Annotated in this window: 22 protein-coding genes; 15 read left to right on the top strand and 7 right to left on the bottom strand. The window is 71.2% G+C overall.

Going from position 1 to position 21,733, the window contains the following annotated elements:
• Nucleotides 1-47 precede the first annotated feature (47 nt).
• From DIE16_RS33705 to DIE16_RS33690, 4 genes are read left to right on the top strand one after another with little or no spacing between them, the layout of a single operon-like run.
• A complete protein-coding gene (locus DIE16_RS33705; protein WP_124894246.1) occupies nucleotides 48-848 on the top strand; it encodes a (Fe-S)-binding protein in 801 nt (266 codons plus the stop codon).
• Nucleotides 845-1,558, top strand: a complete 714-nt coding sequence (locus DIE16_RS33700) for an LUD domain-containing protein (RefSeq protein WP_124894245.1) — start codon at nucleotides 845-847, stop codon at nucleotides 1,556-1,558. The genes DIE16_RS33705 and DIE16_RS33700 overlap by 4 nt, the downstream gene beginning before the upstream one ends.
• Nucleotides 1,555-3,000: a LutB/LldF family L-lactate oxidation iron-sulfur protein gene (locus DIE16_RS33695; RefSeq protein WP_124894244.1), complete on the top strand. Its 1,446-nt coding sequence runs from the start codon at nucleotides 1,555-1,557 to the stop codon at nucleotides 2,998-3,000. The genes DIE16_RS33700 and DIE16_RS33695 overlap by 4 nt, the downstream gene beginning before the upstream one ends.
• Nucleotides 3,001-3,051: 51 nt before the next feature.
• Nucleotides 3,052-4,752 carry a lactate permease LctP family transporter gene (locus tag DIE16_RS33690; RefSeq protein WP_124894243.1) on the top strand — a complete coding sequence of 567 codons (1,701 nt, stop codon included), beginning with the start codon at nucleotides 3,052-3,054 and terminating at the stop codon, nucleotides 4,750-4,752.
• A gap of 136 nt (nucleotides 4,753-4,888) precedes the next feature.
• On the opposite strand, the gene DIE16_RS33685 is transcribed toward DIE16_RS33690, so the two are convergent.
• The 5 genes from DIE16_RS33685 to DIE16_RS33665 form a co-directional block, all read right to left on the bottom strand.
• Nucleotides 4,889-5,650 (bottom strand): M48 family metalloprotease, encoded by a 762-nt coding sequence (locus tag DIE16_RS33685; RefSeq protein ID WP_124894242.1) that lies wholly within the window; start codon nucleotides 5,648-5,650, stop codon nucleotides 4,889-4,891.
• A gap of 150 nt (nucleotides 5,651-5,800) precedes the next feature.
• Entirely contained in the window at nucleotides 5,801-6,607 is an 807-nt protein-coding gene (locus tag DIE16_RS33680; protein WP_124894241.1) for a glycosyltransferase family 2 protein, read from the bottom strand.
• Between the two features lie 125 nt (nucleotides 6,608-6,732).
• Nucleotides 6,733-8,013, bottom strand: a complete 1,281-nt coding sequence (locus DIE16_RS33675) for an endoribonuclease L-PSP (RefSeq protein ID WP_124894240.1) — start codon at nucleotides 8,011-8,013, stop codon at nucleotides 6,733-6,735.
• A 97-nt stretch (nucleotides 8,014-8,110) separates the two neighbouring features.
• On the bottom strand, nucleotides 8,111-8,827 hold the full coding sequence (gene fabG, locus DIE16_RS33670) for a 3-oxoacyl-ACP reductase FabG (protein WP_124894239.1): 717 nt from the start codon (nucleotides 8,825-8,827) through the stop codon (nucleotides 8,111-8,113).
• A gap of 112 nt (nucleotides 8,828-8,939) precedes the next feature.
• Entirely contained in the window at nucleotides 8,940-9,224 is a 285-nt protein-coding gene (locus DIE16_RS33665) for a phosphopantetheine-binding protein (RefSeq protein WP_014896047.1), read from the bottom strand.
• Nucleotides 9,225-9,789: 565 nt separating this feature from the next.
• On the opposite strand from DIE16_RS33665, the gene DIE16_RS33660 reads away from it, so the two are divergent.
• From DIE16_RS33660 to DIE16_RS33615, 10 genes are all read left to right on the top strand, one after another.
• Nucleotides 9,790-10,434, top strand: a complete 645-nt coding sequence (locus tag DIE16_RS33660; RefSeq protein WP_124488582.1) for a hypothetical protein — start codon at nucleotides 9,790-9,792, stop codon at nucleotides 10,432-10,434.
• A 65-nt stretch (nucleotides 10,435-10,499) separates the two neighbouring features.
• Nucleotides 10,500-12,269: an AMP-binding protein gene (locus DIE16_RS33655; RefSeq protein WP_124894238.1), complete on the top strand. Its 1,770-nt coding sequence runs from the start codon at nucleotides 10,500-10,502 to the stop codon at nucleotides 12,267-12,269.
• A complete protein-coding gene (locus DIE16_RS33650) occupies nucleotides 12,266-13,240 on the top strand; it encodes an acyl-CoA synthetase (protein WP_124894237.1) in 975 nt (324 codons plus the stop codon). Before DIE16_RS33655 ends, DIE16_RS33650 begins: the two co-directional genes overlap by 4 nt.
• Entirely contained in the window at nucleotides 13,237-13,893 is a 657-nt protein-coding gene (locus tag DIE16_RS33645) for an outer membrane lipoprotein carrier protein LolA (protein ID WP_124572105.1), read from the top strand. Before DIE16_RS33650 ends, DIE16_RS33645 begins: the two co-directional genes overlap by 4 nt.
• Nucleotides 13,893-16,376, top strand: coding sequence for an MMPL family transporter (locus DIE16_RS33640; protein WP_124894236.1), 2,484 nt, complete (start codon nucleotides 13,893-13,895; stop codon nucleotides 16,374-16,376). The genes DIE16_RS33645 and DIE16_RS33640 overlap by 1 nt, the downstream gene beginning before the upstream one ends.
• Complete coding sequence (locus DIE16_RS33635) at nucleotides 16,373-17,266, top strand: polysaccharide deacetylase family protein (RefSeq protein ID WP_124894235.1); 894 nt, start codon at nucleotides 16,373-16,375, stop codon at nucleotides 17,264-17,266. The genes DIE16_RS33640 and DIE16_RS33635 overlap by 4 nt, the downstream gene beginning before the upstream one ends.
• A gap of 63 nt (nucleotides 17,267-17,329) precedes the next feature.
• Nucleotides 17,330-18,553 carry a beta-ketoacyl-[acyl-carrier-protein] synthase family protein gene (locus DIE16_RS33630; protein WP_124894234.1) on the top strand — a complete coding sequence of 408 codons (1,224 nt, stop codon included), beginning with the start codon at nucleotides 17,330-17,332 and terminating at the stop codon, nucleotides 18,551-18,553.
• Nucleotides 18,550-19,368 carry a beta-ketoacyl synthase chain length factor gene (locus tag DIE16_RS33625; RefSeq protein ID WP_124521012.1) on the top strand — a complete coding sequence of 273 codons (819 nt, stop codon included), beginning with the start codon at nucleotides 18,550-18,552 and terminating at the stop codon, nucleotides 19,366-19,368. Before DIE16_RS33630 ends, DIE16_RS33625 begins: the two co-directional genes overlap by 4 nt.
• Nucleotides 19,365-19,895: a hotdog family protein gene (locus tag DIE16_RS33620; protein ID WP_124894233.1), complete on the top strand. Its 531-nt coding sequence runs from the start codon at nucleotides 19,365-19,367 to the stop codon at nucleotides 19,893-19,895. Before DIE16_RS33625 ends, DIE16_RS33620 begins: the two co-directional genes overlap by 4 nt.
• Complete coding sequence (locus tag DIE16_RS33615) at nucleotides 19,892-20,209, top strand: hypothetical protein (protein WP_124488573.1); 318 nt, start codon at nucleotides 19,892-19,894, stop codon at nucleotides 20,207-20,209. Before DIE16_RS33620 ends, DIE16_RS33615 begins: the two co-directional genes overlap by 4 nt.
• Before the next feature lie 80 nt (nucleotides 20,210-20,289).
• Here DIE16_RS33615 and DIE16_RS33610 read toward each other — a convergent pair whose 3' ends face one another.
• Together DIE16_RS33610 and phbB are read right to left on the bottom strand one after the other, a co-directional pair.
• Nucleotides 20,290-20,490, bottom strand: coding sequence for a hypothetical protein (locus DIE16_RS33610; RefSeq protein WP_044847444.1), 201 nt, complete (start codon nucleotides 20,488-20,490; stop codon nucleotides 20,290-20,292).
• A 198-nt stretch (nucleotides 20,491-20,688) separates the two neighbouring features.
• Nucleotides 20,689-21,432 carry an acetoacetyl-CoA reductase gene (gene phbB, locus DIE16_RS33605; protein WP_044847445.1) on the bottom strand — a complete coding sequence of 248 codons (744 nt, stop codon included), beginning with the start codon at nucleotides 21,430-21,432 and terminating at the stop codon, nucleotides 20,689-20,691.
• A gap of 55 nt (nucleotides 21,433-21,487) precedes the next feature.
• Between phbB and DIE16_RS37465 the strand changes: the two genes are divergently transcribed.
• A partial coding sequence (locus DIE16_RS37465) for a hypothetical protein (RefSeq protein ID WP_311769731.1) occupies nucleotides 21,488-21,733 on the top strand: 246 nt, incomplete at its 3' end.

Here is a 21,733-nt window from a genome sequence, read left to right as displayed (position 1 = left end):
TCGTCGTCCCGCATTCGCATGCCGGGCCGGCACCCCTGGAGCGAGACATGAACGAAAGGCACTACCCCGCCGCCGCCCCCGCGCACGTCTATCTGTTCGCGACCTGCCTGGTCGACCTGTTCGTCCCCGAAGCCGGGCTCGACGCGGTCCGCCTGCTGGAACGTGAAGGCCTGACCGTCCACTATCCGCGCGGCCAGAGCTGCTGCGGGCAGCCGGCCTACAGCAGCGGCAATCCGGACGAGGCGCGCCGCGTCGCGGCCGCGCAATTCGATCTGTTCGCCGAGCCGTGGCCCGTGATCGTGCCGTCCGGCTCGTGCGCGGGCATGATCCGGCACCATTGGCCCGCCCTGTTCGCCGACGATCCCGTGCACGGCCCGAGGGCACGCGCGATCGCGGAGCGCACCTACGAACTCGCCGAATTCCTCGTCCATGTGCTCGACGTGCGGCTCGACGCCGTCACCGCCAACGCCGGCCCGGACGAGCGCGTCGTGCTGCACACGTCGTGCGCGGCCCGCCGCGAGATGGGCACACGCGTGCACGGCGTCGCGCTCGTCGACGCGCTGCCGGGCGTCACGCGCATCGAACATGAACGCGAATCGGAATGCTGCGGCTTCGGCGGCACGTTCTCGCTGAAGCATCCCGACATCTCCGGCGCGATGGTGCGCGACAAGGTCGCATCGGCCTGCGCGACGGGCTGCGACCGGCTCGTGTCGGCGGACTGTGGCTGCCTGCTGAACATCGGCCACGCTGCGACCAAGGCCGGCGCGGCGCTGCCCGTCGAGCATCTCGCGAGCTTCCTGTGGCGCCGCACGGCCGGTGCCGGCTCGCTGCGCGGAGACACGCAATGAGCGCGCGCGACGCCATCCTCGCGCGCCTGCGCGCCGCCGCCCCCGGCGTCGCCGTGGACGCCGCGCCCGCGCTCGATGCGCGCATCGACATGCATTACGCGGCGCGGCGCGCGGCAGTCGAGTCCGATCCTCGCGCGCTCGCGCAGACGATGCAGGCCGCGCTCGCCGCGTCGCACGCCGAAGTCTGGTGCGCCACCGCCGACGCATGGCCCGCGCAGCTGGCCGCGCGCCTGGCCGAGGCCGGCGTGCGCCGCCTGCTGCTCGACCCGGCCCGCCCCGAATCCGCGGCCCTCGCGCAGGCGCTGCCCGACGCGGTCGCGCCGGTGCCGTTCGATCGGCCGATCGACGCATGGAAAGCCGAGCTGTTCGACACGATCGACGCGGGCTTCACGGTTGCGCGCTCGGGCATCGCGGCGACCGGCACGGTCGTGCTCGCGCCCGATGCCGGCACGCCGCGCACGGTGTCGCTGGTGCCGCCGCTGCACGTCGCGCTCGTGCATGCGAACACGCTGCACGCGGACCTTCACGCGGCCGCGCACGCGGAGCGCTGGCACGCCGGCATGCCGACCAACGTCGTGCTGGTGTCGGGCCCGTCGAAGACCTCCGACATCCAGCAGACCCTCGCATATGGCGCACACGGCCCGCGCAACCTCTGGGTCGTGATCGTCACCGAACCGACCGCAACCGCCTGCCAGGACCTGCCGCGATGAGCGACCAACCGCTGCAATTCGTCGCCCCCGGCGACTTCAAGGCCCGCGCGCGCGCCGCGCTCGGCGATCCCGCGCTGCGCCGCAGCTTTCGCGGCGCGATGGATTTCCTGCAAGGCAAGCGCGCGACCCAGTTCCCCGACGACACCGAGCTGCAGCAGCTGCGCGATCTCGGCGAAGCGGTGCGCCAGCACGCGCTCGCGCAACTGCCCGCGCTGCTCGAGCGGCTGGAGGCGAAGCTCACCGCGGCCGGCGTGCACGTTCACTGGGCCGAGACGGCCGCCGACGCGAACGCGATCGTGCTCGGCATCGCGCAGGCGAAGAAGGCGCGCCGCGTGATCAAGGGCAAGTCGATGGCGAGCGAGGAAATCGAGCTGAACCATTACCTCGCGGATCACGGCGTCGACTGCATCGAGTCCGACATGGGCGAGTTCATCGTGCAGCTCGCGGGCGAAAAGCCGTCGCACATCGTGATGCCGGCGATCCACAAGACGCGCGGCGACATCGCCGAGCTGTTCGAGGAACACATCCCGGGCACGCGTTACACGGAGGACGTCGACGAGCTGATCCAGACCGGCCGGCGCGCGCTGCGCCGCGCGTTCGCGGAAGCCGACATCGGCCTGTCCGGCGTGAACTTCGCGGCGGCCGACACGGGCACGCTGTGGCTCGTCGAGAACGAGGGCAACGGCCGGCTGTCGACCACCGTGCCCGACACGCACGTCGCGATCATGGGGATCGAGAAGGTCGTCGAGAAACTCGAGCACATCGTGCCGCTGTCGAGCCTGCTCACGCGCTCGGCCACCGGCCAGGCGATCACGACCTACTTCAACCTGATCTCGGGCCCGCGCCGCGACGGCGAACGCGACGGCCCGCGCGAGCTGCATCTCGTGCTGCTCGACAACGGCCGCACGCAGGCCTACGCCGACGAGCAGCTGCGCGCGACGCTGCAATGCATCCGCTGCGGCGCGTGCATGAACCACTGCCCCGTCTATACGCGGATCGGCGGCCACGCATACGGGACGACCTACCCGGGCCCGATCGGCAAGATCATCTCGCCGCACCTGCTCGGCCTCGACGCGACGGCCGACCTGCCGACCGCATCGACGCTGTGCGGCGCGTGCGGCGAGGTGTGCCCGGTCCGGATTCCGATCCCGCAATTGCTGGTGCGGCTGCGTACCGAGGCGAACCGCAAGCCCGACGAACCCGTCGCGCATCCGCTGCGCGGCCAGGGCGCGAACTACAACCGCGCGGAAGACCTCGTGTGGCGCTTCTGGTCCGGCGCGTTTGCGCATCCGCGCGCGTATCGCGCGTTCCGCTGGAGCGCGACGCGGCTGCGCGCGCTGACGCCCGCGAAGCAGATGGGCTGGACCCAGCATCGCACGCCGCTCGAGCCGGCGCCGCGCAGCCTGTCCGACCTGCTGCGCGCACGCGGCCAACCCGAATAGACCACCCCGCTTTCAAACCCGTACCGATAGAAATCCATGGAGGAGACAACCATGCAGGTTTGGCATCAGATCTACACCCCGCTCGGCAGCCTCGGGCTGTCGGCGTTCGTCGCCGCGATCCCGATCATCTTCTTTTTCGTCGCGCTCGCCGCACTGCGGATGAAGGGGCACGTCGCCGCCGCGATCACGCTGCTGCTGGCGCTCGGCGTCGCGATCCTCGCGTACGGCATGCCCGTGCCGCAGGCGCTCGCCGCAGCCGGCTTCGGCTTCGCGTACGGCCTGTGGCCGATCGCGTGGATCATCGTCGCGGCGGTGTTCCTGTACAAGATCGTCGTGAAGACCGGCCAGTTCGAGATCATCCGCGCGTCGGTGCTGTCGATCACCGACGACCAGCGGCTGCAGATGCTGCTGATCGGCTTCTCGTTCGGCGCGTTCCTCGAAGGCGCCGCCGGCTTCGGCGCGCCCGTCGCGATCACGGCCGCGCTGCTCGTCGGCCTCGGCTTCAGGCCGCTGCACGCGGCAGGATTGTGTCTGATTGCAAACACCGCGCCGGTCGCGTTCGGCGCGATGGGCATCCCGATCATCGTCGCCGGACAGGTGACCGGCATCGACGCGTTCCACATCGGCGCGATGGCCGGCCGCCAGCTGCCGCTGCTGTCGCTCGCGGTGCCGTTCTGGCTCGTGTTCATGATGGACGGGCTGCGCGGCGTGCGGCAGACCTGGCCGGCCGCGCTCGTCGCCGGCGGCAGCTTCGCGATCACGCAGTACTTCACGTCGAACCATATCGGGCCCGAGCTGCCGGACATCACGTCGTCGCTCGTCAGCCTCGTCTCGCTCGCCGCGTTCCTGAAGGTCTGGCAACCGGGCAGCGCGAAGCAGACGGCCGGCGGCCTCGTCGCGTCGGGCGGCGGCGCGGCGCTCGCGGGGTTCGGTGCGGGCGGCAACGGTGCGGGCGCGAGCCGCCAGGCGTCGCCGTACTCGCTCGCGCAGACCGTGCGCGCGTGGTCGCCGTTCCTGATCCTGACGGCCGTCGTCACCGTGTGGAGCATCGCGCCGTTCAAGGCGCTGTTCGCCGCGCACGGCGCGCTCGCGTCGACCGTCCTCAAGTTCCACGTGGCCGGGCTCGACCAGCTCGTCGTGAAGACCGCGCCGATCGCCGCGACGCCGAAGGCGCTCGACGCGGTGCTGAAGCTCGATCTCGTGTCGGCGGTGGGCAGCGCGATCCTCGTGACCGCACTGATCTCGATGGCGCTGCTGCGGATGAAACCGCGCGACGCGCTCGTCACGTTCGGCGAAACGCTGAAGGAGCTCACGCGCCCGATCCTGTCGATCGGCCTCGTGCTCGCGTTCGCATTCGTCGCGAACTACTCGGGGATGTCGTCGACGCTCGCGCTGATGCTGGCCGCGACCGGCGCCGCGTTTCCGTTCTTCTCGCCGTTCCTCGGCTGGCTCGGCGTGTTCCTGACCGGCTCGGACACGTCGTCGAACGCGCTGTTCTGCTCGCTGCAGCAAGCGACCGCGCACCAGCTCGGCGTGCCCGAGACGCTCGCGGTCGCCGCGAACACGACGGGCGGCGTGACCGCGAAGATGATCTCGCCGCAATCGATCGCGGTGGCATGCGCGGCAACGGGGCTGGTCGGCAAGGAATCGGAGCTGTTCCGCTTCACCGTGCGCCACAGCCTGCTGTTCGCGGTGATCGTCGGCCTGATCACGCTCGTGCAGGCGTACGTGCTGCCGGGGATGGTGCCGTAAGCACGCGGCGCGGCCGCTTTCCGGCGGATTTCCGGCCGCTTTCCGCTTCCCCGGAAAACAAAAACCCCACGCCCGCAAGAGCGTGGGGTTTCGTTCATCCCGGGCGCCGGACGAGGCCGGCGCCATCCGGCGGCGCTCAGCTGCCCTTCGCGATGCGATCCTGGATGTGCTGCGCACGGCTCGTCGACGACGGGTGCGAGCTCATCATCGAGCTCTTGCCGCCATCGAGCTGCGCGAGCTTCTGGAACGCGGTGACGAGGCCCTTCTGGTTCATGTTCTTCTGCTTCATCAGGTCGAACGAGTAGTCGTCGGCCGCGCTTTCCTGCGTCTGCGAGAACTGCGCGTTGATGAACTTCTCGGTGATGTCGCCGAGCTGCGAGCTCGTCAGGGCCGCGACGCCCGGCGATGCCGCGCCGGCCGCGGTGCGTGCCGCGCTGACCGCGTAGGCGGTCTGCATCGCCTTCTTCGAGTGACCCAGCGCGACGTGACCCATTTCATGGCCGATCACGCCGCGCAGCTCGTCGTCGTTCATCATGTCCATCAGGCCGCTGTACACGCGCACGCAGCCGTTGCCCATCGCCCACGCGTTGACGTCCTTGGTCATGTAGACCTTGTAGTTGATCTTCTGGCCGTTCAGCGTCATGTCGCCGAAGCCCTTCATCACCTTCGTCAGGCGCTTCGCGTACGCGCTGTTCGGCGCGGCGATCTTCGATTCGGCGTCGCTCGCCTTGCACGAGTCGTTCGACAGTGCCGCGATGTCGCTGTCCGACAGCGTCGCCGCCTTGAACAGGTTGGTCCCCGCCGACGTGAGGCTGTTCGCGTCGAGATTCTGCACGCCACCGCATGCGCTCAACAGGAAAACCATGCCGCACGCGGCCGCCGCTTTCTTGATATGCATCCCGGATCCCTCGGTAGTTGTATTTGGGAGCGGCGATTTTGCATAATCCGGCAGAAAATTACCAGATGTTTACATCAAATGACAGCTTGATTACTGACAAATACGGAATGAACGGCGCGATTGCTCAGCCGATTGATGACAATCGGGCCATCAATCGCCACGGCCGGACGACCGGCCGAACGCGGAACGCGACCGGCGCGTCAGCCGCCGCGCGACCAGCATCGGCAGCCGCACCAGGAAACCGGCGAACAGCCGCAGGTGCATCCACGCGAGCAGCGCGTTGTCGCGGCCGTAGTGGAAATGCGACACGCCACCCTCGTGCGCGCCGAAGTAGCGCACCGGCGCTTCGATGCGGATCGGCCGCACCCCGGCCCAGCACAGCCGCACGGCGGCTTCCGGATCGAAGTCGAAGCCGCGCATCCACGGCTGGCGATGCATGATCGCGGCGAGCGGCGCGACCGGGTACACGCGAAAGCCGTACAGCGAATCGCCGATCCCGGCCCACAGCGTCTCGAGGTCGGCCCATCCGTTCGACAGCCGCCGGCCCTGCACGCGCAGCTGCGGCGCGCTCGCGTCGAACTTCGGCAGGCCCAGCACCATCGCATCCGGCGCCGCCTGCGACGCGGCCATGAATTCGGGAATCAGGTCGGCCGGATGCTGGCCGTCGGAATCCATCGTCAGCACGTGCGTGAAGCCGCTCGCGGCTGCGGCATCGAGCCCGGCCAGCACCGCGGCGCCCTTGCCGCGGTTCGCCGGCAGCACGATCACGCGCAGCCCGGGGTCGCGCCCGGCCATCGCCTGCAGGCGCTCGGCGCTGCCGTCGGTGCTGCCGTCGACGACGACCCACACCGGATTCCACTGCGCGCGGGCGTTGCGCACGGTCGTGTCGACCTTGACGCCCGGGTTGTAGCTCGGAATCAGTACGAGATGGGTGGACGAGGCCTGCAGCGTGGACATGGGAACGGCCGATTGCGAAGACGAGGATCCTGACAAAAGTTTATGACCTGCAGGCGACGGCCGACAGGCTTCGTCGACGCCGCCCGCGTGCGGCGACGGTTCGCGCAGCGACAGGCCCGCGCGCTTCACGACAGGTGCTCCAGCGGATGGCCGGCGCTCGCCTCGATCTCGACCAGCAGATCGTCGCGGCACACGTCCGCGTGGACGAACAGCGGCCGCACGCCGGGGCCGGCCGCATCGCGCAACGCGCGTTCGATCGCGGCGAGCGCCGCGGCATCGCCGGCGTCGCGCACGTAGACGCGGTAGCTCAGGTCGGCAAGCGTGAACGAGCCGTGCCCCTGCCGCGCGGCCTGCTCGAGCACGGCGGCCAGGTTCGCGAGCGTCTCGCGCGTTTGCGCGACGACGTCGCCGTGATGCACGGTGCGATGCCCGACGATGCTGGCGGTGCCCGACACGAACAGCAGCGGCGCGGCAGCGTCGCCCGGCCATGCGGCCGCGCGCGCGAACGTCGGCGCACGCGGGCCGTACTCCGCCGGGTAGTGATACGCGCTGACCTGGCGCGGGTTCTCGACCGCATCGGCCGGCGCACGGCTCGCGATGAAATGGATCGCGAGCGGCGCGGCCGGCGGCGTGTCACCCGCGACCGGCACGACGGAACCGAGCGCGCAGGCGGCCGGCACGCCGCCCGTCAGCGCGCGGCGGCACGCGTCGAACGCGCGCTGCCTGCCGATATTGAACTGACGATAGCGTTCGATCCCGAACTGCTGCGCGTTGATCGCAGGCACGGTGTTCCAGATCCGCAGCGGATGCGGGATGCCGAGCGTATCGAGTACGTCGAACAGCGCGCGGTACGCGTCGTAGGTCGTGCGCTCGAGCGGCGTGCCGCCGTCGCGATCCGCATCGGCCGATTCCTGAGCTTCATGCGCTGCCTGCGCTTCCTGCACGACGATGCTGCCGAACACGAGCCCCGCCGTTGCGCTGTAGCGGTACTGCAGCGCGCCGCGTCGCTCGCTGCGCAGGTCGCGCGCGTCGCACTGCCAGATTTCGCAGACCGCACCGGCGCGTGCATGGCTGCCGGCATCGAGCAGCGCCATCTGCACCGGTGCGAGCGGCAGGTCGGGCGCGGCGGCGGCGAGCACGCGCGCCATCGCATCGGCCGGCGACCGGGCCGCGCCGATGCAGACCGCGCCCAGCGCACCGGGAAACACGCGGTCGAATGCGTCGCCCCGCTGCTGCGCATCGTGCAGCAGCGCAGCCAGCCGTGCCTGATCGATCTGGACGAGCCGCAACGCACGATTGCCGCCGTTCGCGGTGGACGTGGCCGCCACGGGTCCGTGTGCGACCGCGCGCGTGGCGGACGACGGGGAACACGCTCGCCGTTCGGCGTCGACTGGATGCACTGACACTTCGATTTCCTCACTATGCGGCGCGGGCTCGCGGCATCGTGGCCACGCGCCGCGTTGCGCGCCGTTGCTTCGCGTCAAGCCGACGCGGCGCGCGTCGTCATGCGAGGCCGCCGTTGACGGACAGCACTTGCCCCGTCACATAGGCGGCCGCATCGGATACCAGATACGCGACCATCGCCGCGACTTCGTCGGGCCGGCCGGCGCGCTGCGCGGGCACGAGCTGCTTGATCCGTTCGGCGGGAAACGCATGTTCCGCCATCGGCGACTCGATGATGCCGGGCGCGACCGCGTTCACGGTAATGCCGCGCGACGCGAGCTCCAGCGACAGCGACTTCGTCGCGCCGATCAGCCCCGCCTTCGCGGCCGCGTAGTTGACCTGTCCGCGGTTGCCGGTCACGCCGGCGACCGACGCGATGTTGACGATCCGGCCGCGCCGCGTGCGGATCATCGGCAGCAGGAGCGGCTGCGTCACGTTGAAAAAACCGTTGAGCGTCACGTCGATCACGCTGTGCCATTGCCGGCGCGACATGCCGGCCATCGGCGCGTCGTCGTGAATGCCCGCGTTGTTGACGAGGATCTGCACCGGCGCGTCGTCGACGAACGGTGCGAGCGCAGCGAGCGTCGCATCCGCGTCGGTCACGTCGAATGCGATCGCACGCGCGATGCCGCCGGCCGCGACGATCTGCTGCGCGACGGCTTGCGCCTGCGCGAGATTCCGGTTCGCGTGTACCCAGACTTCGTGGCCGGCCTGCGCGAGCGTCGTGCAGATCGCCTGCCCGAGTGCGCCGCTGCCGCCCGTTACGAGCGCCCGCATCGAATTGCTCCGTTCATCGCGTTCCTCCTCGATCGACGCGGCGGCGGTGCATCCAGCCGCCGCCGCGTGCCGTCATCCTCTGCGTGCCGCGTCGCGCCCGCGCGCGCCGCCGTCACTTCGTGCGATGCGCGGCGACGTACGCGGCAAGCGCGCCGAGCGTCGCGAAGATCTTCTGGTTGTCCGGATTGTCCGAGCGCAGCTCGAAGCCGTACTTCTTCGAGATCAGCAGCGCGATTTCCAGGATGTCGATGGAGTCGAGCCCGAAGCCCTCGCCGTACAGCGGGGTCCCGGCCGTCACCGTTTCGAGCGGGACGTCTTCGAGATTCAGTTCGCCGATGATCAGCGTGGCGAGCTCTTGTTCCAGTGCGTTCATCATGCTTGCGGGCAGGCGGCCCATGGCAGCGGGAGGCGCCCGGAAAACGGCAGCCGTCGTGCACGCCCGGCGCGGTGCGAGGCGCGCGAATCTCCGTCCCTCCGGCGTCTGCCGGCTTCCCCGCCTGCGTTATTGGGGATCGTTTGTAAAAGTTACGCGGATTCTAGACGATGGGTATCGGCACGTATACGGGGAATGGTTACAGACTGAAGGGCCCCCGCCACGGCCGGTTTCGGGACCCGATCGCAGCAGACGCTTGAGCCGCTTCGGATGGAAATGGATCGTCGCCGCAAAAGCTTCAGTGCGCTGCCATACATTCGGTTACAAAACCCGGCTGCACCTGCCTCGAACCGCCGCGCCGCGGCCCTAAAATGTGCGTGCACGACAGCCGGCCCGGACTAGCGTCCCGGCCGCCATTCATATGATGTTTGACGGCCCGACGCACGCGTCCGGCCCCGATCCGCCCGATGTTTCCAGCAACCATGCCGCGCCCGTCCGCTCCCCTCGCTCCGGTTTGTCCGTCCGTTTGCCGCCGTGCCGCGGCAGCCGGCGTCAACGCGCACCCGCGCCGCGCGCCCGGAGCGCCGCGATGAGCACGCCGCTCGGCATCGCACGCGGCGCCGGCGCGGTCGCCGCGGTGGCGGCGTACCAGATCGGCGCGCACTACGCGGCCGCGACGCCCGGCGCGCACGGCTTCGGCCTCGCGATGGCGCTCGTGCCGCCACTGCTGCTCGCGCTCGGCGCGGCGCTACGCTCGCCGCGGCGCGCCTGGCTCGTGCCGGCATGGCTGCTGGCCGCCGTCGCGCTGTGGGCCGTGCGCATCCCGCTCGCGCGCCATTTCGAATGGGGCCTGTATCTGGAGCACGCGAGCTTCAACCTCGCGATGGCGCTGCTGTTCGGCCGCACCCTCGCGGCCGGCCAGGTGCCGCTCTGCACGCGCTTCGCGACGCTGATCCACGGCACGATCACGCCGGCCGTCGCGCGCTACACGCGGCACATCACGCTCGCATGGACGCTGTTCTTCGTCGCGATCGCCGCCGTGTCGACGCTGCTGTTCGCGACCGCGCCGATCGTCGCGTGGTCGACATTCGCGAACTACCTGTCGCTGCCGCTCGTCGCCGTGATGTTCGCCGCCGAGCATGCGTGCCGGCGCTTCGCGCTGCCGCACGACGCGCGGCCGCGGATGGTCGACGCGGTGCGCGCGTACCGCGCGTCGACGCAGCCGTCACGATGAATTCATGGCCGTCGCGGCGCCGCATCGCGGCCGCGCCGGTGACCGCCTTCCGCTTTGACCGATTTATGCCGACTCACCCGCTGGTATTCCATTCCTCGCCGGACCAGACGATCGCCTGGCGCGACGGCACGCCCGTCACCGTCCGCACGTTCGTCGCCGATGTCGCGCGCGTGGCCGCCGCACTGCCCGCCGGCCGCCACGTGTTCAACGTGTGCCGCGACCGCTACCGCTTCGCGGTCAGCCTGTGCGCGGCGCTCGTCACCGGCAGGATCAGCCTGCTGCCGTCGACGCACACGCCCGAGATGGTGCGCCAGCTCGCGTCGTTCGCACCGGACGCGTTCTGCCTGCACGACGCGCCGGACTGCACGATCGACCTGCCGCGCTTCGCGTATCCGGACGCCGCACCCGGCGAACTCCCCGACGACGCACCGTGCGTGGTGCCGCAGATCGACGCGTCGCGGATCATGGCGTACGTGTTCACGTCCGGCTCGACCGGCGCGCCGGTGCCGCACCGCAAGACCTGGGGCTTCCTGGTCGGCTGCGTGCGCGCGGCGGCCGAGCGCCTCGGCCTGCTCGACGGCCGCGCGGCCACGCTGATCGGCACCGTGCCCGCGCAGCACATGTACGGCTTCGAATCGACGGTGCTGCTCGCGCTGATCGGCGGCCTCGCGTTCAGCAACCGCCAGCCGTTCTACCCGGTCGACATTCGCGACGAACTCGCCGCGATCCCGCAGCCGCGCGTGCTCGTCACGTCGCCGATCCACCTGCGCGCGCTGCTGTCGGCCGGCCATGCGCTGCCGCCGGCCGCGCTCGTGCTGTCGGCCACCGCGCCGCTGTCGGAAAAACTCGCGTGCGAAGCCGAGGCCGCGCTCGAGGCGCCGCTCGTCGAAATCTACGGCAGCACCGAAACCGGCCAGATCGCGACGCGCCGCACGTCGCAGGGCGCCGCGTGGCAACCGTTCCCGGACATCCGGCTCGACGCGCGCGCGGCGCACGACGTGTCGGACCACGACGCCGCCGGCGACGACAGCGGCCCGACCGTGTGGGTGTCGGGCGGACACGTCGAAACCCCGGTCCCGATGGGCGACGCGCTCGAGCTGCTCGGCGACGGCCGGTTCCTGCTGCACGGCCGCAAGGCGGACCTCGTCAACATCGCCGGCAAGCGCACGTCGCTCGCCTACCTGAACCATCAGCTGAACGCGATTGCCGACGTCGTGGACGGCGTGTTCTTCATGCCGGACGACATCGCGCCGGCCGACGCCGATGCGACCCGCGAACCGGTCACGCGCCTCGTCGCGCTCGTGGTCGCGCCGACGCTCGCCGCGGCCGACCTGCAGCGCGCGCTGCGCGAACGGATCGATCCGGCGTTCATGCCGCGCCCGCTCGTGTTCGTCGACGCATTGCCGCGCAACGAAACGGGCAAGCTGCCGCGCGACGTGGTCGCCGCGCTCGTCGCACGGCACACGCGCGCCGCCGGGGCCGACGTGCGCGAGCGCGCCGCGACGGACGCGCCCGATGCGCCGCTCGCGTTCACGATTCCCGCCGATCATCCGGCGCTGCCCGGTCATTTCCCCGGTCGTCCGATCGTGCCGGGCGTCGTGCTGCTCGATCACGCGATCGCCGCACTCGGCGCATCGCTGAATCGCCCGCTCGATACGTGGCGGCTGGCTTCCGCGAAATTCCTGAGCCCGGTCGCGCCGGGCGAGGCGCTCGATCTCGCGTTCGATGCACCGGCCGGCGGCGCGATCCGCTTCACGCTGCGCGCGGGTGCGCGCGACGTCGCGACCGGCGTGCTGTCCGCGCCGCCGGCCGCGCAGGACGGCGCGCAGCCATGAAGCGCACCGCATGGGCCGAGCGCCAGGAACGCAGCAACGCCGGGTTGCTGCGCGCGATGACCTGGATCTCGCTGCGTTTCGGCCGGCGGCCGTCGCGCATCGTGCTGCATACCGTCGCGACTTATTTCGTGCTGTTCTCGCCGGTCGCGTGCGCCGCGTCGCGCGACTACCTGCGCCGCGTGCTCGGCCGTCCCGCGCGCTGGCGTGACGTGTACCGGCACGTGTTCACGTTCGCGGCGACGATCCACGACCGCATCTACCTGATGAACGGCCGCTTCGACCTGTTCGACATCCGGCTGCACGGCGAGACGCGGGTCGACGCCGCGCTCGCCGGCGGGCGCGGCGCATTCCTGATGGGCGCGCATCTCGGCAGCTTCGAAGTCGTGCGCGCGATCGGCCGCACGCGCCCGGACCTGCGCGTCGTCGTCACGATGTTCGAAGAGAACGCGCGCAAGATCAACGCGACGCTCGCCGCCGTCAACCCGGCCGCGAAGCCGGAAGTGATTCCGCTCGGGCAGGTCGACTCGATGCTGAAGGTGCGCGAACGCCTCGACGCGAACTGCATGGTCGGGATGCTCGCCGACCGCACGCTGCTCGACGACGCGACCGCGTCGCTGCGGTGGCTGCCGCTGCTCGGCGCGCCGGCGGCATTCCCGCTCGGGCCGCTGTACATGGCCGCGATGCTGCGGCGTCCGGTGCTGTTCATGACGGGCCTCTATCGCGACGGCAACCGCTACGATGTGCACTTCGAGACGCTCGCCGATTTTTCCGACGTGCGCCGCGACACGCGCGCGGCGGCCGTCGACGCGGCGCTCGCGCGCTACGTCGCGCTGCTCGACCAGTACTGTCGCGCGGCGCCGTACAACTGGTTCAACTATTTCGATTTCTGGCAGACGGGCACGGCCGCCGCGCGCCGCGACGCGGCGCACGCGTGCGCCGGCCTGTCCGCCACGAGGGATTCCGACGCATGACCGCCGTTCGCCGCTTTCCGCCGATGTCGCTGCCGATGTTCCCGCTGCCGCACCCGCGCGCGCTGCGCCGCGCCGCACGCAGGTTCGCCGTCACGGCCGCCGTCGCACTCGCCCTGCCCGCGCACGCGGCCGACACCGGTTCGGCATGGACCCTCGACCGGCTGATGTCGACACTCGCGCAGCACAAGTCGGGGCGCGCGACGTTCACCGAGACGAAGACGCTGTCGATCACCACGCAGCCGCTCGAATCGTCGGGCGAGCTCGTGTTCGTCGCACCCGACCATCTCGAGAAGCACACGCTGAACCCGAAGCCCGAACATCTCGTGGTCGACGGCGACATGCTCACCGTCGAGCGCAACAACCGCAAGTACACGCTCGCGCTCGCGCGCTATCCGGAGCTCGGCGCGTTCATCGACAGCATCCGCGCGACGCTCGCCGGCAACCGCTATGCGCTCGAGCAGGTCTACAAGGTCGCGCTCGCCGGTCGCGGCGACGACTGGACGCTGACGCTCACGCCGCTCGACTCGCGGATGCTGAAGGTCGTCAGCACGATCACGCTCGAAGGCTCGCGCGACGTGTTGCGCAGCGTCGCGATCCGGCAGGCCGACGGCGACCGTTCGACGATGCGCCTGCAACCCGTCCCGGCGAACTGATGGACGATCGCACCCGGCCGCCCGCCCCCGTCACGCACCGCCTGCCCGCGTGGCGGCAACGCGCGGTGCTCGTGTGGCTGTTCGCGCTCGTCGCATGCGGGATCGCGATCGCCCGCGCGAACTTCACGGCCGACCTGTCCGCGTTCCTGCCGCGCGCACCGAGCGCGGGGCAGCGCGTGCTCGTCGATCAACTGCGCGACGGCATCGTGTCGCGGCTGATCCTCGTCGCGATCGACGGCGGCGATGCGGCCACGCGTGCCGCGCTGTCGCGGCGCGTCGCCGACACGCTGCGCGCCGACCGGCAATTCTCCTCGATCAACAACGGCGAAGCCGTCGACGACACACACGACCGGCAGTTCGTGTTCGACCATCGCTACCTGCTGAGCCCGGCCGTCGCGCCGCAGCGCTTCAGCGCGGACGGCCTGCACCAGGCGCTCGGCGACAGCCTCGACCTGTTGAGTTCGTCGGCGGGGCTCGTCGCGAAGGCACTGCTGCCGCGCGACCCGACCGGCGAAGTGACGGCGCTCGTCGACCAGCTCGACAGCGGCGCGCAGCCCGCCAGCCGCGACGGCGTGTGGGCGTCGCGCGACGGCACGCGCGCGGTGCTCGTCGTGCAGACGGCCGCGCCCGGCTCCGACACCGATGCGCAGGCACGCGCGATCGACGCGGTGCGCCGCGCGTTCTCCGCCGCGACGCAGGCGCTGCCGAACCCGGCCGCGTACACGCTCGCGATGACCGGCCCAGGCGTGTTCTCGGTCGACACGCGCGACACGATCCGGCACGACGTCGAGCGGCTGTCGACGGCGAGCGTCGTGCTGATCGTCGCGCTGCTGCTGACGCTGTACCGCTCGCCGCGCACGCTCGCGCTGGGGCTGCTGCCGGTGCTGACGGGCATCGCCGCCGGCATCGCGGCGGTCGGCATCGCGTTCGGCACGGTCCACGGGCTGACGCTCGGCTTCGGCACGACGCTGATCGGCGAAGCCGTCGACTATTCGATCTACCTGTTCGTGCAATCGGCGCAGGCCGGCGCGCGCGGCGCCACACGGCCCGCCGACGCGACGCGGGCGTGGATCGCCGCTTATTGGCCGACGATCCGGCTCGGCGTGCTGACGTCCGTGTGCGGCTTCGCGTCGATGCTGTTCTCCGGTTTTCCGGGCCTCGTGCAGCTCGGGCTCTACTCGATCGCCGGGCTGACGGCCGCCGCGCTCGTCACGCGCTTCGTGCTGCCGCACCTGCGCGGCGAGCACGTCGCGATTCGCGACGTGTCGCGCGTTGGCGCGGTGCTCGCGCGGGCGGCCGCTGCCGCGCCGCGGCTGCGCTGGCCGCTCGCCGCGCTCGTGCTCGCCGCGTGCGCGACGCTCATGCTGCATCGCGACGGCCTGTGGAGCCGCGAGCTTGCGGCACTGAGCCCCGTGCCCGCTGGCGCGCAGGCACTCGACGCACGCCTGCGCGCCGATCTCGGCGCGCCGGACGTGCGCTATCTCGTCGTGATTTCCGCGCCGACCGAACAGGCCGCGCTCGAACGCGCGGAACGGGTCGCCGCGCAATTGCAGCCGCTCGTCGAGCGCGGCGCGCTCGCGGGCTTCGAAAGTCCCGCGCGCTACCTGCCGAGCGACGCCGCGCAGCGCGCGCGCCAGGCGAGCCTGCCGGACGAGGACACGCTTGCCGCACGCATGCGCGCGGCCGTCGCGAACCAGCCGATCCCGGTCAGGCCCGAGCTGTTCGCTCCGTTCATCGCCGATGTCGAGGCCGCACGCCACGCGCCGCTGCTCACGCGCGCGGACCTGCGCGGCACGTCGATGGCGCTCGCCGTCGACGCGCTGCTGACCGAGCGCGCGGGCCGCTGGCGCGCGATGCTGCCGCTGCGCGCGCCGGACGTCGCACGCACCGGTCCGGCCGCTCCGGCGCTCGATGCCGCGCCGATTCGCGCGGCCGTCGCGCGCGCCGGCGTGCCCGACGCGCTGTTCGTCGACATGAAGGCCGAGGCCGACCGCCTGTACGTGAACTACGTGCACGAGGACATCCGGCTGTCGCTCGCGGGTTTCGCGGCGATCGCCGTGCTGCTGCTGATCGCGCTACGCTCGCCGCGCCGCGTCGTACGCGCGCTCGCGCCGCTGGTCGCGGCCGTGCTGGTGGTGACGGCCGGCTTCGCGCTCGCCGGCGTGCCGCTGACGATCCTGCACCTCGTCGGGATGCTGCTGATCGTCGCGGTCGGCTCGAACTATGCGCTGTTCTTCTGCAAGCGCGACGACGCGCAACCGGTCACGCCGCACACGCTCGTGTCGCTGCTGATCGCGAACCTCGCGACGGTCGCCGGCTTCGGCCTGCTCGCGCTGTCGCGGGTGCCGCTGCTCGAAACCTTCGGGCTGACCGTCGGCCCCGGTGCGATGCTCGCGCTCGCGTTCGCCGCGATTCTCGCGCCGCGCGCGGCGGCGGTGGCCGCTGGCAGCCCTCATCGTGAGCCGACAGGAGGTCGCGCATGAACGCGCCGTCGTCCGTTCCGCCTCGCCAGCCCGGCGATGCGCGCCGCTGGAAACCGACGCCGCTGATCGCGGGCACGGCCGCGCTGCACGCGGGCGCGCTCGCGGCCGTCGTCGCGCAACCGGCCGCATGGCCGTGGGCCGCCGGTGGCGTGGTCGCGTCGCATCTCGCACTGACCGCCGCCGGCCTGTGGCCGCGCAGCGCGCTGCTCGGGCCGAACTGGACGCGCCTGCCGGCCGGCGCCGGCCGCCGGATCGCGCTGACGATCGACGACGGCCCGGACCCCGACGTCACGCCGCGCGTGCTCGACCTGCTCGATCGCCACGACGCGCGCGCGACGTTCTTCTGCATCGGCGATCTCGCGCGCCGCCATCCGCAGTGGATCGAAGCGATCGTCGCGCGCGGCCACGCGGTCGAGAACCACAGCCAGCGGCACCGGCATACGTTCTCGCTGTCGGGGCCCGCCGCGCTGCGCCGTGAAATCGCGGCCGCGCAGCAGACGCTGACCGAGATCGCCGGCACGCGCCCGCGCTTCTTCCGCGCGCCGGCCGGCCTGCGCAATCCGTTTCTCGAGCCGGTGCTGTGCGAGTTCGGCCTGCAGCTCGCCAGCTGGACGCGCCGCGGCTTCGACACGCGCGCGCGCGATGCGGATACCGTCACGCACCGCCTGCTGAACGGCCTGGCTGCGCGCGACATCCTGCTCGTGCACGACGGCCACGCGGCGCGCGACGCGCGTGGCGAACCAGTGGTGCTCGACGTGCTGCCCGCGCTGCTGCACGCGGCCGCCGATGCGCAGTTGCACTGGACCACGCTGCGCGCCGCGCTCGCCCCCGAACCGTCCGATCCGCCCGCCGGGCCGGGCATGCCGGCTCCCCCGTTTGATAAAATCTGACCACGCCCGGCGCGCCCGCCAGCCTCGCTGCGGCGCCCGTTCCGGCCACCGGATACGACCCTCGTGAAACCTCTCCTGCTCTCGCACTTCACCGCCACCAGCTGCATCGGCCGCGGCCTCGACGCGACCGTCGACGCGCTGCGCCACGCACGCGGCGGGCTCACGCCGTGCGACTTCGAACGCGCCGATCTCGACACCTGGATCGGCGCCGTGGACGGCGTCGATGCGCAGCCCGTGCGCGCGGATCTCGCCGACTTCGACTGCCGCAACAACCGCCTCGCGCAACTCGGCCTCGTCCAGGACGGCTTCGACGCGCGCGTCGCGGCGGCCGTGTCGCGCCACGGCGCCGCGCGCGTCGGCGTGTTCGTCGGCACGAGCACGTCCGGCATCCTCGAGACCGAGCGCGCGTACGAGCAGCGCGATCCGGCCAGCGGAGCCCTGCCCGCCGGATTCCGCTACGCGCACACGCACAACCCGTATTCGCCGGCTGCGTTCGTGCGCGCGTATTTCGCGCTGCGCGGGCCGGCGATGGCAATCTCGTCGGCGTGCTCGTCCGGCGCGAAGGTGTTCGGCTCCGCGCGCCGGATGATCGAAGCGGGGCTGATCGATGCTGCCGTCGTCGGCGGCGTCGATTCGCTGTGCCTGACGACGCTGTACGGCTTCAATTCGCTCGAACTGCTGTCGCGCCGACCGTGCCGCCCGTTCGACGTCGCCCGCGACGGCATCTCGATCGGCGAAGCGGCAGCGTTCGCGCTGCTCGAACGCGTGCCCGACGCGCCCGCCGCGCTCGACGGCGACGCGATCCTGCTGCTCGGCATCGGCGAATCGAGCGATGCGCATCACATGTCGTCGCCGCATCCGGAAGGGCTCGGTGCGCGCATCGCGATCGAACAGGCGCTCGCGTCGGCCGGCCTCGCTGCAAGCGACATCGACTACGTGAACCTGCACGGCACCGCGACGCCCAGCAACGATGCCGCCGAAAGCCGCGCGGTGGGCGGGCTGCTCGCGCGCACGCCGTGCAGCTCGACGAAGGGCGCGACCGGTCACACGCTCGGGGCGGCCGGCGCCCTCGAAGCGGTCGTCGCCGCGCTGGCGCTGCGCGAACAGTTCGTGCCGGCCGGCGTCAACACGACGCAACCCGACCCGGCGCTGGCCGCCGACTACGTGCTTGCGAGCCGCGATGCGCGCGTGCGTGCGGTCCTGTCGAATTCGTTCGGCTTCGGCGGCACGAACTGCAGCCTGATCTTCGGCCGCGCCGGGCATGCGAGCCGCCGGGAGCCGACATGACCGTCACCGCCTTCATCGAAAGTGTCGGCCTCGTCGGGCCGGGACTGAACGACTGGCCGCACGCGGCCGACGTGCTCGCGGGCCGCGCGGCGTATGCGAGCGCGCGCACCGTGCTGCCGCCGCCTGCCGGCCTGCCGCCGGCGGAACGCCGCCGCACCGGCCCCGTCGTGCGCGTCGCGCTCGCGGTCGGCCTCGAAGCGGCAGCCGCGAGCGGGCGCGATGCGGCCACGCTCGCGACCGTGTTCAGCGCGTCCGGCGGTGACGGCCAGAACTGCCACGCGATCTGCGAGACCCTCGCCGGCGACGATCGCCACCTGTCGCCCACGCGCTTTCACAACTCCGTGCACAACGCGCCGGCCGGCTACTGGAGCATCGCGACCCGCGCGATGGCGACGTCGAACGTGCTGTGCGCGCACGACGGCAGCTTCGCCGCGGGCCTGCTCGAAAGCGTGTGCCAGGTCATGGTCGATCGCGTGCCGAGCCTGCTGATCGCCTACGACACCGACTATCCGGAGCCGCTGCACGCGGTGCGGCCGATCGTCGACGCATTCGGCGTCGCGCTCGTGCTCGCGCCCGACGCGAGCGAACGCACGCTCGCGCGCATCGACGTGCGGCTCACCGACGCGCCGGCGACGACGCTTGCGAACCCCGAACTCGACGCGCTGCGCACCGGCAATCCGGCCGCGCGCGCGCTGCCGCTGCTCGACGCGCTCGCGGCGCGGCGCGCGGCGAGCGTCGTGCTCGACTATCTGGAAGATACGCGCGTGCAGGTCGATATCGCACTGCCGAATGCCGCGGCGGGGCACGCGCGATGACGACGCCCGTTTCGACGCCGATGCCTGCGCCGGTCACGCTCGATCGCGCATGGATCGCCGCGCACATTCCGCACGACGGTACGATGTGCTTGCTCGATCGGGTCGAAGCGTGGGACGCCGCGCGCATCCGCTGCAGCGCGACGAGCCACCGCGACCCGCACAACCCGCTGCGCTCGCGCGGCCGGCTCGCGTCGGTCTGCGGGATCGAATATGCGGCACAGGCAATGGCCGTGCACGGCGCGCTGCTCGGTGCGCAGCAGGCGCAGGCGGAACCCGCGCGGCCGCGCGCCGGCTATCTCGCGAGCGTGCGCAACGTCGACGCGTTCGTCGACCGGCTCGACACGTTCGAGCTGCCGCTGATCGTCGACGCCGAACGCATCGGCGGCGACGACCGCTCCGTGCTGTACGGCTTCACGCTGCGCTGCGGAGAGCGCGTGTTGCTCGGCGGCCGCGCCGCGGTGATGCTCGATGCATCGGCAACCGGCGTGCGCGTTGCGCCGCCCGCGGGCCGCGCGGACCCTAGATGAACCAGCCCCAAGGAAACCAGGCCGTGAAAGCACGTCAGTTCATTTGCACCGCGTTCGTTCTCGCGCTGATCAGCCCGATCGCGCACGCGGACATGTCGGAAGTGAAGCAGGACATCAAGCGCGATTCGAAGGAAGCCGCGCACAAGACCGGCGAGGCCGCGCGCAGTTTCGGCCACGCGACCGCGAGCGCCGCGAAGACGGTCGGCCACGGCATCGCGCACGCGTCGCGCGAAGGCTGGGATGCCACCAAGCGCACGACGAAGCGGATCTTCCACAAGAACGATTCAGGCGAAGGCGCGCGAAAGAGCGATTGAGTGCGAACGTCCCGCGCACCGCAGACGGATGCGCGGGACGCGGCACGACGCGTGAACGCGGCGGTGCCGCACCACCGCCGTCAGCGCGCGCCGCCGCGCGTGCGACGCGCCGGCCCGCGCGCGAAGCACTTGCCGTACGCGACCAGCCAGCAATCGCGATGATCGAAGTTGCGCAGCAACCGCGCGCGGCGCCGCTCGAGCCAGTGAAGCGCGATCGCCATCGTCAGCGCGACGGCCAGTGCCGAGCCGCCGATCGCGAGTCCCATCCAGGTGTCACCCATGCCTCCTCCGGAATGCGAGGCCGGTGCGGCGTGCGTGCCGCGACGCGGTAGCCGGCGCGCGGGCGCACCCGGCCCGCCGCATGCGCGGCGAACCTGCGTCCGTGTTCCGTCACCGCGCGCGTGCGCGCCGCCCCGGCGCTGGATACAGCGGGAGCACGGCCCGGACGCGCGCGCGAACGCCGCCCGGGCCGCCGCGCGTCAATGCATGTGCTGGCCGCCGTTGATCGCGATGTTGGAGCCCGTCACGAAACCGGCCTCTTCCGAGCACAGATAGGCGACCAGCGCCGCGACTTCCTCGGGTTTCCCGAGCCGTCCCGCCGGAATCTGCGGAAGGATCTTGGTATCGAGGATGTCCTGCGGGATCGCCGTCACCATCTTCGTCGCGAGGTAGCCCGGCGACACCGTATTCACCGTCACGCCCTTGCGCGCGGTCTCGAGCGCGAGCGATTTCGTGAAACCGTGCATGCCGGCCTTCGCGGCCGCGTAGTTGGTCTGGCCGACCGAGCCCTTCGAGCCGTTGACCGACGCGATGTTGACGATGCGTCCCCAGCCGCGCTCGACCATGCCGTCGCAGACCGGCTTCGTCATGTTGAACACGGAATCGAGGTTGGTGCGGATCACCGCATCCCAGTTGACCTTGTCGAGCTTGCGCAGCGTCATGTCGCGCGTGATGCCCGCGTTGTTCACCAGGATGTCGACCGGGCCGACGTCCCGGACGATTTTCTCGACGCATTGCTGGCACGAATCGTAATCGGCCACGTCCACCGGATACGCGTGGAATTCGCGACCGGCCGCGTGCATCTCGGTCAGCCAGCGATCGGCGCCGGTGTTGTTCGGCGAATACGTGACGACGACCTGGTAGCCCGCATCGTTCAACCGGATGCTGATCGCTTCGCCGAGACCGCCCATCCCACCCGTCACAACTGCAATTCGCTTAGTCATCCTATGAGTTACCGACAAGAAAAGTAGTCAAAGGTGCGGGGCGACGGCATGGCACATGCTGCCGCCCCGCCGCTGCGATGCGCTGGCGCCCGCAGGGCGGACGTGGCGCGCACCGGAACATCACGCTTGTTGTTGGCAGCTTGTTGCGCGCGAAGTTTGCTGCCTGTGTGTGCGGCGCTGGCCGGCGCCGCATGCGTGCACTATCGTCAGACTCTGCTCAACCGCGCTCGACCGCGAGCGCGACGCCCATCCCGCCGCCGATGCACAGCGACGCCAGCCCGCGCTTCGCATCGCGCTTGGC

This window comes from Burkholderia sp. Bp9090 (assembly GCF_003857985.1).
GTDB lineage: Bacteria > Pseudomonadota > Gammaproteobacteria > Burkholderiales > Burkholderiaceae > Burkholderia.
The sequence above is the reverse complement of the archived record's forward strand: the minus strand, read 5'-3'. Positions and strand labels throughout refer to the sequence as shown.